The following is a 14,333-nucleotide window of genomic DNA, read 5'->3' as shown; positions in this document are numbered from 1 at the left end:
GCGCGTCCCCCTACTTCGTTAAGAAAAAGTTAAATAGTTTCGTATACTCTTCAAGTAATACATCCGTCATATTTTTAAACACATAACCGAGCATCGGTACACTCATCGCAATAAACAAAATACCACATGTAATTTTAATTACGTATGCATTCATAAAAACGTTTAATTGTGGAGCATTTTTTGCAATTAAAATAAGAACAAAGTTAATGATGAATAAACTTCCCATAAGCGGCAGAGCAATTTCAACCGCTGATGTGATCGCAAATAATAACGTTGCGAGTAGACTATCTAAAAAACTAGTCGTCAACAATTTTGAAATCGCCTCTGTATATTGAAACGACTTTAAAATCGTGGCAACGAAATAGTTAATGCCGCCAAGTGAAATAAAAATAATGAGAAAAAATATATCAAAAATGGTTGATAGTAAAGTAGACTGTGAGCCCGCATTTACATCAAACAAACTTGCTTGTGATAAACCGATATCAAAGTCTAAAATATGCCCTGCCATTTTCGGAATGTTCCACAGCATCTCTACAATTTTTGAAAGTGATAAACCAATTACAATTTGCGTTGCTGCATAAGCTGCAACGTCCCAAACTGTCTTGATGTGAGAGACATCCACTTGATCGGCCACTGTAATTGAAAGAGCAAGTCCAAATGTAACCTTTGCCATCGCTGGAATGGATCGGCCTGAGAAAAACGGTAAAAAATATAAAAATGAAGTAATGCGACAAAACGCAAAAAACGTCGCCGCCCATAATTCCATATTCATTTCAGTTCACCTATCTTAGTACGAACGCAATAGCGATGGGATTTTATCAAATAAATCTAAAATAAGCATCGTTAACTCTTGGAACATCCACGGACCTAAAATGATAATAACGAGCACAATACTCGCCATTTTCGGTAAAAACGTCAGCGTTTGCTCTTGAATTTGCATCATCGCCATAATAACCGCGATAATAATAACGACAATCAGACTTACAACGGCAATCGGCATTAAAATCATAACCCCTTTATAAAAAAAGGTTTGGAAAATATCTATAATTGGTGACGTATTCATTTATATGACTCCTATCACATAGCATCAAGCGCTTCAGGCGACCGTCTTAAACATAATATCGACAATTTTTGTATATCCACCTAAATATACGAAAACGAGTATTTTAAACGGTAAACTTAAAATCATCGGCGGTACCATCATCATCCCGAGGTACATTAAAAGTGTACTAATAATCAAATCTATAAATACAAACGCTAAATAAATGAACATCCCTGTTAGTAAACCTTTTTGAATTTGCGTTAACGTAAAGGATGGTACGAGTGTAAATAAGGAAAGATCTTTCAAATCTTTCGGCAACTCTTCTCCGCGTACTTTCAGCATCATTTTCAAATCATGCTTATACGTATGCTTTGACATATATTCTTTCATAATAGGAGCTGTCGTTTCCGCAGCTTGACTTACTGTTATTTTCTCTTTCGTCATCGGATCCCACACATCGCTCTTCAGTTGCCCGAGTACAGGCTGCATCGTAAAGAGTGATAAAAATAATGCAAGTCCAACAAGCACTTGGTTTGGTGGTAAATTCATTACCCCAAGTCCTTGACGTGTAATCCCAAGAACGATCATAAAATAAGTAAAATGTGTAAATAATAGAACGATAGAAGAAGATAATGATAAAAGGGTAACGAGCGCAAATAGTTGTACACTTGAATTACTCGTAAACTCTTTTCCATTTTCGAAATTAATAAAACCGTTCGGGGCCGCATACGCTGGATTTACAAAAATAATTGAAAAAACGATAGAAAATACGAAAATAACGGCTAATAATAATAACTGTTTCTTTATTCTCATGATGGATCCTCTACTTTTTTCGTTTCAGTCTTCACCGCGTCTTCTAGTGCTTGTTGAAACTGATTTCCTGTTCCGGTTAATTGCACAGACTGTACACCGTTATTACTAATAACAGTGAACACTTGCTTTCCGTCCACTTCAAATAAAAAGGCACTCGTTTGATGATTTAAATACACGCCGTCTTTTACTTGAATATGGCCATTTTCACCCTGCTTAAAAAACTGCTGTTTGCGCGTCTTTTTTGTCATATAATATGCACCGTAACCGAGCGCACCAAACAGTAAAACGACTTGAAATAAGGTCGTCATATACGACATATGACTCCTCCTCTACTCTTTATCTTGCATTTGACTTTGCGCTTTCATAAGCGCCGCCTGTTTCTTGTCAGCTTCAATTTCAGAAATGATAATACCGAATTTCTCGTCCATTACGATTGCTTCACCGATGCCGACTTTCATATTACTTAAATACACATCTACTTTATGTCCTAAGTTTTTCTCTACTTCAAGAACATCGCCAACTTTTAACTGCTTTACATCACCAAGTGTAATAGATGACTTTCCAAGCTTTACACCAAGTTCAATCGAAATATCTGAAACAGTATCAATATGTGCTTTACCTGCTTCATTCCGCTTTCCTGCAAAATCTTCTAATCCCATTAATGACACGGGAGATACTTCATGCTTCATATGGATCCTCCTACTCTACAAAACTTTTAAATAGGAGCGCCTTACGCGTTCCATCTTTTCCAATAAAACAATTAAATTTATGCTTTCCATCTACATAACCAAGTAATTCATCCGAAACTTTCGTATGAAGCGGAATAATATCGCCTTCTTCAATTTGTTCAATCTCACTCATTGTCATTTTCTGCTCATCAATTGCAACGTGAACAGGTTTGTACACTTGATTTACTTTCACTTCCACTTCAGACGTATACTTCCTACGTTTGTCCGAAGAATGTTCGACAATATTTTCAGACGTTAACTTATCCATAATTTCTTCAACAGATAAGAACGGAATCCCGATACGCACCGTCGTATTCCAGAAATCTGTTTTCATATTTACGTTAAGTAATGAAATTATATCGCTCGCTGTCGTAATCTTTAATGCATTCGGATCTGTTTCCGTCGTTACAAATTTTGGTTCAATCGCAACAACACTTTCAAATGATTGCTCTAAATTTTTACAAAGAAGCAAGAATATATTATCAAGCGTTAAAAACTCAAACGCTGTTAACGGTCTGCGCATCGTAAAGTTACGCTTACTATCTCCGCCAAGCCAACATTCATGAATATAAATAACGAATGCTAAATCAATCTCAATAACAATTTCTCCAAGCTCTGGTAAACCGAGATCAATCACGCAATATAAATAATAATCTTTCGGCATTTTCTCCACATACTCACTCGTAAATGGAACTTGCTCAACTGTTGAAGGCTCTAGTTCAATTGGAATACGCATGCGCGCTGATAACGTCTGTGACGTCTGTTTTCCAAACGTAGAAGCAATCGCTTGCAAACTACGTAAATGCTCAACACCGAACTTCTCTGGTCTATTAAAATCATACTCTTGAAATTTCTCTTGCTTTCCTGCTTCTTGTGCGAAAGCTGGCATTTCCTCGCCTTCATTTACCGCCTTCAGCAGGGCATCAATTTGCTCTTGGCTTAATTTTTCGCCACTCATGACAATCCCCTTCCCTACCTTTTCAATTCAACGATTTCAACGTACATCTTCCCATTCTTCGTCAAAATCTTTCCGGTTCCAATCTCTTCATTCTCAAGCATAAGACGCACCGTATTTTTCGTTGAATTTTCAAGACGATACAATGTACCTTTCGTAATATGAAGCAGATCTTCAATTTTCTTTTTCGTATTTCCGATTTCAAAATAAATTGTTAACGGAATATCATCTTGTAATTTCAAATCTAGCCAACTCCCATATCATGTTCACGAAAATTTCATGTTCTCTCTATATGAAACTTCTTATTTTGAAACGTCGATATTTAATATTTTTTTAATATATCCTTGCGTTTCTTTAAATGGCGGTACGCCTCCGTACTTTCTCACATTGCCAGGACCAGCATTATAAGAAGCAAGTGCCAATACTAAGTCGCCGTTATTTTTCTTTAAATAACCGCTTAACTCTTTCACGCCACCTTCAATACTTTCAGCTGGTGAAAAGGGATTCTTCACACCCATCTCCTTCACATTCGCTGGCATAAGCTGCATAAGTCCCATCGCACCTGCGTGTGACACCGTTTTCGGATTAAAATTAGACTCTACTTCAATCATTTTTTGAATTAACGTTTTTGGAATTCCATATGTACGACTTACACGATCAATAATATCCTCATACTTCCCTTCATTAGAAGAACGTATTTTTTGAATATTATACTTCTTCGTTAATTCCCACGTATCAGCAGCCTCATTTTTCGTTTCTGGGAAACGTCGTTCAAACTCTTTTTGCGCAACTTGCACTTCATCTGCTTTCTTCGTTTCAGCCTTTTCTTCAGGCTTACTCGCTTCATCTACTTTATTAATAGTTTCTACCGGCTTATTAACAACCGCTTCTATTTTCGTAGATTGTACCGGCTGACTCATATCTTCTATGTTTGCCGGCTGCGTAGTAGCCTTCGTCTCCTTCGCAGGCTCACTCTGCAACTTCTCTTGAAAACGACTACTAACGAATGCTTGTGGACTACTTAGCTTTTGCTGAATTTGCCCTTTCTTATATGCAAGCACTTCTTTTACTATATTTCCAACTATCATAATATCACCTTTTCGGTAAACAAAGATAATCTAATATTAGAGTTTTTTTTTAAAGTTTGCAATAATCCTTTTAATAATTATGTAATAAAAAAATGAATATATTGTTAAACTGTTATTTTTTTATATTTATTAATTCGAATTTTTAGTTGACACCCGTTGTGGCAAGGATTACAATAAATCTCGAAATTGATTTTTTCGCATATTACCGTTTTTCAATTTGCAGAAAAGTCAATATAAAAAAATGGGGGTTTCTTAACATGAGAATTAATACAAACATTAACAGCATGCGTACGCAAGAGTACATGCGCCAAAACCAAGCAAAAATGAGCAACGCTATGGACCGTTTATCAAGCGGTAAACGTATCAACAACGCTTCTGACGATGCAGCAGGTCTTGCAATCGCAACTCGTATGCGTGCTCGTGAAAGCGGATTAGGTGTTGCAGCTAACAACACACAAGACGGTATGTCTTTAATCCGTACAGCTGACTCAGCAATGAACTCAGTATCTAACATCTTACTTCGTATGCGTGACCTTGCTAACCAATCTGCGAATGGTACGAATACTGATGGAAACCAAGCAGCACTAGACAAAGAATTTACTGCATTAAAAGATCAAATTGACTACATTTCTAAAAATACTGAATTCAACGATCAAAAATTACTAGATGGTTCTAAAGAATCTATCGCAATTCAAACATTAGATGATGCTGATACTGGAAAACAAATTAATATCAAATTATCAGATGTTTCTACTAACGAATTAAAACTTAATAATTTACAAATTAACGGAAAAACTGAAAAAACACTTGCTGATTTAGACCGTACAGGTGCAAATACTGCTAAAGGAAACCTAACTGGATTGGCAGACGATGCAACAGATGCCGAAACTAAAGTAGGAGAATTTAAAAAAGCATTTGAAAAAGTAAAAGATTTCATGTCAAGTGATGACGTTAAGGCTATTAACGAAAAAATTACAACTTTTGAAAACGACAAAACTGTAGACAATGCTAAAGCAATTGGAGCTGCATTCACAGCACCTGCTGCTGGTGCAAAACTTGAAACTTCAAATGCATCTAGTGCAATTGCAGCAATTGACGCTGCCCTTACAAAAGTTGCTGACAACCGTGCAACTCTAGGTGCTACATTAAACCGTCTAGACTTTAACGTAAACAACCTTAAGAGCCAATCTTCTTCTATGGCTTCAGCTGCTTCTCAAATCGAAGACGCTGACATGGCGAAAGAAATGTCTGAAATGACTAAGTTCAAAATCTTGAACGAAGCTGGTATCAGCATGCTTTCTCAAGCAAACCAAACTCCACAAATGGTTTCTAAATTATTACAATAAGCCATTTGAGTTAGTTTCTTGAATAAACCTCTCTGCTTGCGGAGAGGTTTATTTTTTCTATATAGATAGATGATTTATAAAACCTTCTTTTTTATGTGAAAGAAAGCATCTGCGGTGCATAGAAGCGGTCAGTGCTTATCTTGATCCCCTCTTATGTTAAAACACAAACAGTAAATAAGCATAAGCCCCTCTATCCTTCCATAACTGTTTATTAGATTAAAAGATACTAACTATATCAATCTATAAGGAGTGTCTATTATGCGTATTGGTACGAATGTTTTGAGTATGAATGCTAGGCAGTCGTTGTATGAGAATGAGAAACGTATGAATGTTGCGATGGAGCATTTGGCGACTGGTAAGAAGCTGAATACTGCTTTTGATAATCCCTCTAATATTGCAATTGTTACTCGTATGCATGCGAGAGCAAGTGGTATGCGCGTGGCGATTCGTAATAATGAGGATGCGATATCGATGCTTCGCACGGCAGAAGCTGCCCTTCAAACTGTTACGAATATTTTGCAGCACATGCGTGATTTAGCCATTCAATCCGCAAACGGGACAAATTCAAATGCAAACCGTGATCCACTAAATAAAGAGTTTCAATCTTTAACAGAACAAATTAGCTATATTGGCAAGACGACTGAATTTAATGATTTATCCGTATTTGATGGTCAAAACCGCCCTTTTACATTAGACGATATCGGTCATACAATAAATATGCCGAAACACATTCCCCCTTCCCCTACACAACATGACATCAAGATTTCAACAGAACAAGAAGCAAGTGCGGCAATCCGTAAAATTGAAGAGGCTTTGCAAAGTGTGTCACTTCATCGTGCCGACCTTGGCTCTATGATAAATCGTTTACAGTTTAATATTGAAAATTTAAATAGCCAAAGTATGGCGTTAACAGATGCTGCATCTCGAATTGAAGATGCAGATATGGCGCAGGAGATGAGTGATTTTTTAAAGTTCAAATTATTGACTGAAGTTGCGCTTAGTATGGTTTCACAAGCGAACCAAATTCCGCAAATGGTTTCTAAACTACTACAATCGTAAAAATTCATCTTCCTTCTTTGGAACGATTCCATACAAAATAAAAGGGAAATACATATAAACTATGTATCTCCCTTTTATTTTGTACCCAAATTTTATTACTGTGTTACGGTCATAACTTGTCCGCTACGATCAACCATAATTTTCATTTTACCGTCCTGTGCATTATATAGCCCTAGTTTATGTAATTCCATTTTACAATCTTGTACGAAAGTTGGTAATTTACGAATTTGATCAATATCAGAACTTGTAATGAAATGAATTAAAAGCTGCGTCATACCTTTAATATCTTGTACAAGCTCTTCTTTCTCTCGTTTTAACCTTTCGTTTTCTAGTTGTAACGACTGCAATTCACCTTCTAAGCTACGTGTATTCTTTTCTTCTCTAGAACGCCCTGCTGCCATGCTAGAAAGCTTATAAATACCTTCCATAAACTGATGTAGTTCGTCTTCTTTTCTTTCACTACACTGATTAATTGTTTCAAAGTTATCAACGATACCAGATATAACTGTTACAAGATTTTTTTCATCCTCTTTATGCTGGATTTCTTCTTTTAATTCGTACTCGTTTTCTTGTTTTCTTGCAACAATTGTCTCTTTTACTGGTATATATTTTCGCTTTCGTCCTGGTTTTTGTTTTTCAATATTTTCAAACGGTATTTCACGTTTTTTCAATTTATAATACGTATTTTGCAATTGACTTTCTGTTTTTGGAAAAAGATTTAGTTCATTTTTACTTACGTATTTTGAAATATTTAAAATGTTTAAACCGTGACGTTGACAAAATTGATATACTGCATACAGTAGCTCTAGTTCAGACTTCAGCCATGTAATTGCTGATTTTTCATATGCTCGCATCCCGCCATTTTTTTCTATATCTATTTGAAATAATACCATTCTATTATGCAAATCAACTAATTCTTCATACTTTACTTGGAATTCTTTTTCTATTTTTTTTAATTCCACCTCTAGTTGCATATCGTTCATTTTATTATTTGACATGTTTTGTAAAAGACCTAATACATTAATTGCTGTGTGGTGATACATAATCTGTGCCACTCCCCCTCATCCTTTCACAATTCTCATCTGACTCCCATGTCTTTTAAGAAAATAGCAATTTTTACATATCCATATTATAACAGTTCGAAATTATCTGTCAAATAATCAACATACAAAAATGTATAGAAAGTATAAAAAATTGGAAAATGTTTTTTATTAATATGTAAAATTGCATATTAATTACATTTAATTATATTATATGGTATTTTGAATATTTTTTCACCGAAAAAATTTGCGTTACCACGAAATATTACTAAAATAACCATCGAAAATACGTTTGCTTATATTTTTAAATCAAAAATCTTCAAATGAAGATTTTTTCATACATACAGCGCCAAACACCCCAGAAACCTTTCATTTTTCTACCAGCTTAAAGTATAGAATACTAAAAAGGAATTAGCCATATGTAGCATTGGCTAATTCCTTCCTCTCTCTAACAGAATAGAGTTATAACCCCAGTCTTCAAATCCTCAATCGAAGTCTCACTTCTTCTTACCTAAAACTACTTCATACCTCTGAACTCACATCGAATGAGACTCTATTAATCACTGAAAACTTCCTTACATAAGTAGTTCCTCTATTCCTACTAAATAGAAAAATGTTATACTCCAGCTCTTCTACTTACCTATAACCACTTCATATCTCTGGTCTCAACATCGCATAGGGCTCTATTAAGCACTGACCGCTCAACACTTGGCTAGAGCTTCTATTCCGGCTAAATAGAAACTTTTAAAGTACTAACTTATCAACTAAACCAATTAGCTCTTGAATATCTGGCTTACTTACTTGAGCATTTGCTCCTACAGCTTCACCTTTATGGAATAATTCATTTGTAATTAATGAAGAGAAAATAATGACTGGTAAACGATTCATTACTTCACTATCCTTAACCACTTTCGTTAAATGATGTCCATCCATTTTTGGCATTTCAATATCCGTAATTAGCAAGTGAATATGTTCAAACATTTTTTCGCCTTGCTCTTTCGCTAATTTTTCAATTTGTGCTAACGCTTCTGCACCATTGCTGAAGAAGTTCATTTTCGTATATCCAGCTGATGATAATGTTTCTTCTAATATTTGGCGAAGCATCGCTGAATCTTCTGCAATATAAATTACTTTTTCAGCTCGATCTGTTTTTTGTTCTAACCCTGCAATTGATTTATTGTCATAACCAGTGCCGCTAATTTCACATACAATTTTTTCATAATCTAATAGTAAGATGATTTTGCCATCTAGTTTTACAATACCAGATGTCGTTTCTTCTAGTCCCATAGATAATGAAGCTGGTTCATCAATTTGTTCCCACGAAATACGTTGAATACGATGCACTTCATCAACGCGGAAAATAACTTTCATTTGGTTTAATTCTGAGATGATAAATTTCGTTTGATCAAGTGGCTTTGTTGACTTTAAATTAAGAGCCATTGCCAAGTTAATAACAGGTAAAATTTCACCACGTACTTGAACAACACCTTCAACTGCATGATGAGATTCTGGCACAGTTGTAACAGGGAATGGATTAATGATTTCACGTACTTTCATAACATTAATACTAAATAGGTTTTCACCAACAGTATACGTAACAATCTCTAATTCATTTGTTCCGCTTTCTAATAAAATACTTTGTGCTTGTGACATAAAGGTGTCGCTCCCCTTCCATTAATTCCGTATATCTAATTATTAAGCTTTATAAAAGAGAAAAAGTCAACTACCTATATAAAAAATATAGATAGTCGAACGATTCATTTTATTAAAAAACAATTAATCTTGTATAAACGAAGCAAGTGCTTCTAATAACACTTCTTGCGCTCCTACAATTTCTGTCGGCATTGCTTCCCATTTTTTCGAAAGCTCCGTCTCTACTCTTATTCTCAGCTCAGAATTCATTTCTGCTAGCACATATTCTTTCGTTGCTATATCAACATCAAGTAGCGCGAGTGCATATAATTCCGGGTCATTTATTTTTTCGAATAATCGTTTTAATACTACCGGTGCTATATGTTTTAATTTTTCAATATGAATTTCCTTATCCGAAAATAGTAACTCATATTGAATAAACGTAACATTTTCTTTAATCACTTTAAAATAACAATTATTTTTTTTATCATTCACAAAATAACCGTTTGGATCTGCGATAATACTTTCTACTTTACGAATTAAATCTGGCAAACTATTCGCCGCCATTACAGTCCGCTGTTCAACCTCACTCGGCGAAATGAATGTAACGCGATACTTATTTTGCGCCATCCTCCTCACCTCTCCTTTTATAGAAATTCAGTCTAATTGTATACTACAACTATCTTAAATTAACTTAAAACTATTTTATATTACCACTTCTTACACTACCACACTACTCTAGTAACGCTACATATCTCTGGTCTTACACATCGGTCGGGACTCTATTAGGCACTAACCGCTCCAAAACATCGCCAGGTCCTCTCTCAAAACCTAAAAAGTGCTTTTAAGAACCTTTCAATAACTCTATGTTATTAAACCAAAACGCTATTTGCTGATCCGTAATGTTTGGCAACATAACAAAAAACTCACGACACTTCATCTCATCCTTAAACAGTTGATACTTCCAAACGCTATCGCTACCAACACTTATGAAATAAAACTCATGGATACGGCCAATGATTGCTTGTTTTTCGCCAAATGAATACGGAGGCACTTGCTTAATTTCAAATTGATCTGGTAAATATACATGCTCTTCTCGTTCTATTTTTAATACTTGCTCGGCAAGTTCACGTTTATTTTCGAAAAAAGGCAATTGTAAAATTCGCTCTTGTCTTGTCATACGAATAAAAAACCCTTTCTACTCCATTACATTTTTTCATTACGATATATTATCGAATTAAGTTTACAACTTCATTTAATACTTCATCTGAAACTTTAATTACTTTCGCATTTCCTTGGAATCCGCGTTGGTATAACATTAAGTCAACGAACTCTACAGATAAATCTACGTTTGCACCTTCTTGTGCACCACCACGTACTTTACCCGCACCGTTTTGACCAGATGCACCAAGAGCTAAAATACCTGTTGTATTCGTCGCTGTATAGTTACCATTACCTGTTTTCATTAGTCCGCCTTCGTTCGGAAACATCGCAACAGCTAATTGACCTGCAGATTTCATACTTCCATCAGAATATTTTACCATCACATATCCACCGTCAGCAATGAAGCAATCTTTAACCGTCGCTGCTGCTCTACCATCTACGTCTGTTACTGATAATGTTTTATCTGTTGGATGGTTTGTTAAATGACTTAAGTCTAATTTTATAGAGCCACCGTCAAATGGAATGTTTGCTCCTTGCTCTTTCGGATTTGGATTTCCAACAGCATCAAATGTCATATTACCACCTGCACCTGGAACATCCTTAAACTCTGTTTCTTTTTTCGAGTCATTACGCATTTGTACTTTATATGTATAATTATGTTCACTCGTTTGTTTAAACTCTACACGCATTGTCCATGTATTCCCTGCATTATCATATACAGGTAAATCTTGTGTAATTTGTTTTTCACCAGTTGGAATATTCCCTTTAATTGTCCCTTTCGATGTTCGAATACCACCAATTGCTGTTCCCATTGGAATTTGCAACGGTCCTGGAATTCCAGATAAATCAACTTCACCAGTTGCCTCATTCGCAGGGTATGCAAACACGTATTGACCTTCGGTATTCGTAATATAGTAATCTGAAGATATCCCAAACGTACCTTTACGAGTAAATTCCATATTTCCGCCTTTTGAATCACCTACAACGAAGAAACCATTACCTTCCATTGCGGCTTGTGTTTTGCCACCAGTTAACGTAATTGTACCATCACTATAATCCGTAACAGTACCACTCATTTTCACACCGTTACCAATACTTTTCGGATTCGTTCCTGCGTATTTACCGTCACCTTTTGCACCAATCGAATTGTTATATAGTAAATCATCAAACATTGCTTTTTGTTTTTTATAACCTACTGTTTGTGCATTGGCAATATTATTTGAAGTTACACTTAATGCATTTTGTGTTGCATTCATCCCTGTAATACTTGTATATAACGCTTTAATCATAACGTATGGACACTCCTTATGAATTTGTAGTTTTTACTTCTTCAGTTACTTTTTGATCGTCTTTCTTTGCGTCTTCTGGGTTCGTTTCCCCAATCGGTTTATCAGACACTCTCTCAACGAAACGAAGAGATACAACTTTATTATTAATAACGAGCTGTACATCGTTATTTTCCGCAAGGCGAACTGTCTCTACTTGACCAGTTACTTTGTTTCCTTCGCCGTCAACACCTCTTACGTATTTCCCTAAAAACTTCATTCCACCATCAAGTGCTGTTGAATACATCGTTGATTGCAGCTTATCTACTGCTTTCGTCATATTCTGTACTTGTTCCATAAGAGATAACTGCGCTGTCTGATTCATCATTTGATTCATATCCATCGCATTAAATGGATCTTGATGTTGGAAACTTGATAAAAACAATTTTAGGAAATCATCTTTCCCCATTACCCCAGGAGTCTTTTGCGCTCCTGCTGAAACTCCATTACTTTGTTGCACTGGCGATTGTACACCATTAACAGGTACATTACTTTTTTGCGCTCCTGCTTGTAACGGAATATGATTTGTACTCGTTGTATTTAATCCAACTGTTGGCACGCTTTATTCCTCCAATAATCCCGCAAATTCTGTTGATTGTTGTTTTTCATGATTTGTATTTGCTAATTTCTGTTTTTGCCTTTGCTCTTGTTCTCGCTGTTCTTTACGATTTTCATCTTTATCTGAATAGCTAATTTGAATATTGATTTCTTTTTCTTTTAACTTTAATTTCAATTCATCAAAAATGATTTCAACACGTTTTTTCGCATCGTGTTTTTCCATTTCTACGTGAACGTCAATTTGATCTCCATGTTTTTTCATAAACACTGTTAATGTACCAAGTTTTTCTGGATTTAACTGAAATAAAACACGTTCTTGTTTCACTACAAATTTTTGCAAGGCTTCTACTTGCGCTTCCATTTTCTTTCCTAAGTCAGGTAATGAAACTTTCTCAGCACCACTATTTGATTTCCCTATTTGTTCGGTACTCGTCGTTTTATTTAATAACTCTGCACCTGCAGAGCTCGAATCGTTTAATGCATCACCTTCTGGCAACTCTACCTTTGCATCATCGCTCTCAGCTTTCGGAAGATCTACATCTTTAAATTCTTCTTGTTTCTTTGCAATATTACAAGTTTCTGTTTCTACAACCTTCAATGCTTGCATCGTTTGCTCTGGCATCTTCATTTTGTCTAATACCATTTGCATTGTATCTTCTAAACATATAGCATTTTTGATATTCATATTTGAAAGAAGTTCTTGTAATTGTTGTAATTCAGCTGCAGGTAATTCATTAAGTTTAATATTGCCATATTCTTTATATAGCTCTTGTATTTTTTGTATGTATTGATATAACAATTCCGGCTGCACATGTAATTGCTCAATTGCAACCATTTGCTCAGATACAGCTAATAACAACTGTTCTGTCTCTTTTTTTTCTTCTTTCTTTACAATTGGTTCTTCTTTCGTTACCGATGGTTTAGAAAGGTTATATTCTTTTTTCTCTTCTTTTTGTGCTTCTTCTCGTTTCGTTTTCTCCGTTTTCGGCTGCTTTTTATTTTCGATTCTCATCGTACGATCGAATGAAGAATCTTCATTTTTCGATTGTACTTCTAGCCCTTTTTCTTTTTGCGGAGGTAAACTTTGTTGCACCGGTAATACAGACTGTATCACTACATTCACCTCATCCATTCATACACATTTTCAAATCAAGAAGCATTTTTTCTTCCAGCTTTTCTTGTGCTTTCGCAAGCTTTTGGCAATCTTCTTGATACATCTCATCAATGACACGTTCTTTTTCTTTTACTTGCTCTAAAAGGCTTTCATTTTTTTGAATAAAACCTTCCGTTTTTTTAATTTTTCGATTCCATTCTTCTATTCTTTCAGGTGAAAACGTATGTGAAGAAAGCATGCCAGCCATAATACGTTGCCCAGTTTGTACGACTTTACTACGCGATTTCACAACATATAAATCATATTCTTTTTTTTGTTCTATTTTTCTTTTTTCAGCTGTTAATTCATACACTTCTTTTAAAATATGTTCTTTTTCTTGATTTATTTGCAATTTTATTGTGTCGTACTGCTGTTTATCCACCTGTTTTCATAGCCCCTTCCTATTATAACGTTCTCTTTTTCTATTATA

18 protein-coding genes are annotated in these 14,333 nt (G+C 35.3%); 2 read left to right on the top strand and 16 right to left on the bottom strand.

Annotated elements, in window-relative coordinates:
- Positions 1–10 precede the first annotated feature (10 nt).
- Genes ACO6VI_RS10195 through ACO6VI_RS10160 form a run of 8 tightly spaced genes read right to left on the bottom strand, consistent with a single transcriptional unit; the run spans position 11 to position 4,626 of the window.
- Positions 11–772 carry a flagellar biosynthetic protein FliR gene (locus ACO6VI_RS10195; RefSeq protein WP_001055695.1) on the bottom strand — a complete coding sequence of 254 codons (762 nt, stop codon included), beginning with the start codon at positions 770–772 and terminating at the stop codon, positions 11–13.
- Positions 773–787: 15 nt separating this feature from the next.
- Positions 788–1,063: a flagellar biosynthetic protein FliQ gene (locus ACO6VI_RS10190; protein WP_001098080.1), complete on the bottom strand. Its 276-nt coding sequence runs from the start codon at positions 1,061–1,063 to the stop codon at positions 788–790.
- A 33-nt stretch (positions 1,064–1,096) separates the two neighbouring features.
- A complete protein-coding gene (locus tag ACO6VI_RS10185; protein ID WP_065228575.1) occupies positions 1,097–1,855 on the bottom strand; it encodes a flagellar type III secretion system pore protein FliP in 759 nt (252 codons plus the stop codon).
- A complete protein-coding gene (locus tag ACO6VI_RS10180) occupies positions 1,852–2,172 on the bottom strand; it encodes a hypothetical protein (protein WP_000121178.1) in 321 nt (106 codons plus the stop codon). The genes ACO6VI_RS10185 and ACO6VI_RS10180 overlap by 4 nt, the downstream gene beginning before the upstream one ends.
- Positions 2,173–2,184: 12 nt before the next feature.
- Entirely contained in the window at positions 2,185–2,544 is a 360-nt protein-coding gene (gene fliN, locus ACO6VI_RS10175) for a flagellar motor switch protein FliN (protein WP_000680010.1), read from the bottom strand.
- A 10-nt stretch (positions 2,545–2,554) separates the two neighbouring features.
- Positions 2,555–3,541 carry a flagellar motor switch protein FliM gene (fliM, locus tag ACO6VI_RS10170; protein WP_098818562.1) on the bottom strand — a complete coding sequence of 329 codons (987 nt, stop codon included), beginning with the start codon at positions 3,539–3,541 and terminating at the stop codon, positions 2,555–2,557.
- Positions 3,542–3,555: 14 nt separating this feature from the next.
- On the bottom strand, positions 3,556–3,780 hold the full coding sequence (locus ACO6VI_RS10165; RefSeq protein ID WP_000775712.1) for a flagellar motor switch protein FliN: 225 nt from the start codon (positions 3,778–3,780) through the stop codon (positions 3,556–3,558).
- Between the two features lie 60 nt (positions 3,781–3,840).
- The gene (locus ACO6VI_RS10160) at positions 3,841–4,626 is read right to left on the bottom strand and encodes a lytic transglycosylase domain-containing protein (RefSeq protein ID WP_098447242.1); all 786 of its coding nucleotides are present in this window, start codon (positions 4,624–4,626) and stop codon (positions 3,841–3,843) included.
- A 257-nt stretch (positions 4,627–4,883) separates the two neighbouring features.
- On the opposite strand from ACO6VI_RS10160, the gene ACO6VI_RS10155 reads away from it, so the two are divergent.
- Both ACO6VI_RS10155 and ACO6VI_RS10150 read left to right on the top strand, forming a co-directional pair.
- Entirely contained in the window at positions 4,884–5,972 is a 1,089-nt protein-coding gene (locus tag ACO6VI_RS10155; RefSeq protein ID WP_098447243.1) for a flagellin, read from the top strand.
- Positions 5,973–6,230: 258 nt separating this feature from the next.
- Complete coding sequence (locus ACO6VI_RS10150; protein WP_161519770.1) at positions 6,231–7,031, top strand: flagellin; 801 nt, start codon at positions 6,231–6,233, stop codon at positions 7,029–7,031.
- A gap of 95 nt (positions 7,032–7,126) precedes the next feature.
- On the opposite strand, the gene ACO6VI_RS10145 is transcribed toward ACO6VI_RS10150, so the two are convergent.
- The 8 genes from ACO6VI_RS10145 to ACO6VI_RS10110 all read right to left on the bottom strand — a co-directional run bounded on the left by ACO6VI_RS10145 (position 7,127) and on the right by ACO6VI_RS10110 (position 14,285).
- Positions 7,127–8,074, bottom strand: coding sequence for a DNA-binding domain-containing protein (locus ACO6VI_RS10145; protein WP_119683173.1), 948 nt, complete (start codon positions 8,072–8,074; stop codon positions 7,127–7,129).
- A gap of 741 nt (positions 8,075–8,815) precedes the next feature.
- Complete coding sequence (locus ACO6VI_RS10140; RefSeq protein WP_000075943.1) at positions 8,816–9,724, bottom strand: chemotaxis protein; 909 nt, start codon at positions 9,722–9,724, stop codon at positions 8,816–8,818.
- Positions 9,725–9,847: 123 nt separating this feature from the next.
- A complete protein-coding gene (locus ACO6VI_RS10135) occupies positions 9,848–10,333 on the bottom strand; it encodes a hypothetical protein (RefSeq protein WP_000068301.1) in 486 nt (161 codons plus the stop codon).
- A gap of 214 nt (positions 10,334–10,547) precedes the next feature.
- Positions 10,548–10,883 (bottom strand): DUF3964 family protein, encoded by a 336-nt coding sequence (locus tag ACO6VI_RS10130; protein ID WP_000198166.1) that lies wholly within the window; start codon positions 10,881–10,883, stop codon positions 10,548–10,550.
- A 49-nt stretch (positions 10,884–10,932) separates the two neighbouring features.
- A complete protein-coding gene (locus ACO6VI_RS10125) occupies positions 10,933–12,156 on the bottom strand; it encodes a flagellar hook protein FlgE (RefSeq protein ID WP_000588320.1) in 1,224 nt (407 codons plus the stop codon).
- A gap of 16 nt (positions 12,157–12,172) precedes the next feature.
- Positions 12,173–12,751, bottom strand: a complete 579-nt coding sequence (locus ACO6VI_RS10120; RefSeq protein ID WP_001143463.1) for a flagellar hook assembly protein FlgD — start codon at positions 12,749–12,751, stop codon at positions 12,173–12,175.
- Positions 12,752–12,754: 3 nt separating this feature from the next.
- Complete coding sequence (locus ACO6VI_RS10115; protein WP_161519769.1) at positions 12,755–13,864, bottom strand: flagellar hook-length control protein FliK; 1,110 nt, start codon at positions 13,862–13,864, stop codon at positions 12,755–12,757.
- Positions 13,865–13,874: 10 nt separating this feature from the next.
- Positions 13,875–14,285, bottom strand: a complete 411-nt coding sequence (locus ACO6VI_RS10110; RefSeq protein ID WP_088338811.1) for a cytoplasmic protein — start codon at positions 14,283–14,285, stop codon at positions 13,875–13,877.
- Between the last annotated feature and the right edge of the window lie 48 nt (positions 14,286–14,333).

The organism is Bacillus sp. PSXD-155, from assembly GCF_049310765.1.
Taxonomy (GTDB): Bacteria; Bacillota; Bacilli; order Bacillales; family Bacillaceae_G; genus Bacillus_A; species Bacillus_A cereus.
Note: the sequence above shows the minus strand (reverse complement) of the source record. Positions and strands in the feature narration are given on the sequence as shown.

Excerpts from the sequence above, each read along its gene's own strand:
- fliN (WP_000680010.1), bottom strand. The coding sequence starts at position 2,544 with ATGAAGCATGAAGTATCTCCCGTGTCATTAATGGGATTAGAAGATTTT.
- ACO6VI_RS10150 (WP_161519770.1), top strand. The coding sequence starts at position 6,231 with ATGCGTATTGGTACGAATGTTTTGAGTATGAATGCTAGGCAGTCGTTG.
- ACO6VI_RS10185 (WP_065228575.1), bottom strand. The coding sequence starts at position 1,855 with ATGAGAATAAAGAAACAGTTATTATTATTAGCCGTTATTTTCGTATTT.
- ACO6VI_RS10145 (WP_119683173.1), bottom strand. The coding sequence starts at position 8,074 with ATGTATCACCACACAGCAATTAATGTATTAGGTCTTTTACAAAACATG.
- ACO6VI_RS10135 (WP_000068301.1), bottom strand. The coding sequence starts at position 10,333 with ATGGCGCAAAATAAGTATCGCGTTACATTCATTTCGCCGAGTGAGGTT.
- ACO6VI_RS10190 (WP_001098080.1), bottom strand. The coding sequence starts at position 1,063 with ATGAATACGTCACCAATTATAGATATTTTCCAAACCTTTTTTTATAAA.
- ACO6VI_RS10155 (WP_098447243.1), top strand. The coding sequence starts at position 4,884 with ATGAGAATTAATACAAACATTAACAGCATGCGTACGCAAGAGTACATG.
- ACO6VI_RS10140 (WP_000075943.1), bottom strand. The coding sequence starts at position 9,724 with ATGTCACAAGCACAAAGTATTTTATTAGAAAGCGGAACAAATGAATTA.
- ACO6VI_RS10130 (WP_000198166.1), bottom strand. The coding sequence starts at position 10,883 with ATGACAAGACAAGAGCGAATTTTACAATTGCCTTTTTTCGAAAATAAA.
- ACO6VI_RS10160 (WP_098447242.1), bottom strand. The coding sequence starts at position 4,626 with ATGATAGTTGGAAATATAGTAAAAGAAGTGCTTGCATATAAGAAAGGG.
- fliM (WP_098818562.1), bottom strand. The coding sequence starts at position 3,541 with ATGAGTGGCGAAAAATTAAGCCAAGAGCAAATTGATGCCCTGCTGAAG.
- ACO6VI_RS10125 (WP_000588320.1), bottom strand. The coding sequence starts at position 12,156 with ATGATTAAAGCGTTATATACAAGTATTACAGGGATGAATGCAACACAA.
- ACO6VI_RS10180 (WP_000121178.1), bottom strand. The coding sequence starts at position 2,172 with ATGTCGTATATGACGACCTTATTTCAAGTCGTTTTACTGTTTGGTGCG.
- ACO6VI_RS10195 (WP_001055695.1), bottom strand. The coding sequence starts at position 772 with ATGAATATGGAATTATGGGCGGCGACGTTTTTTGCGTTTTGTCGCATT.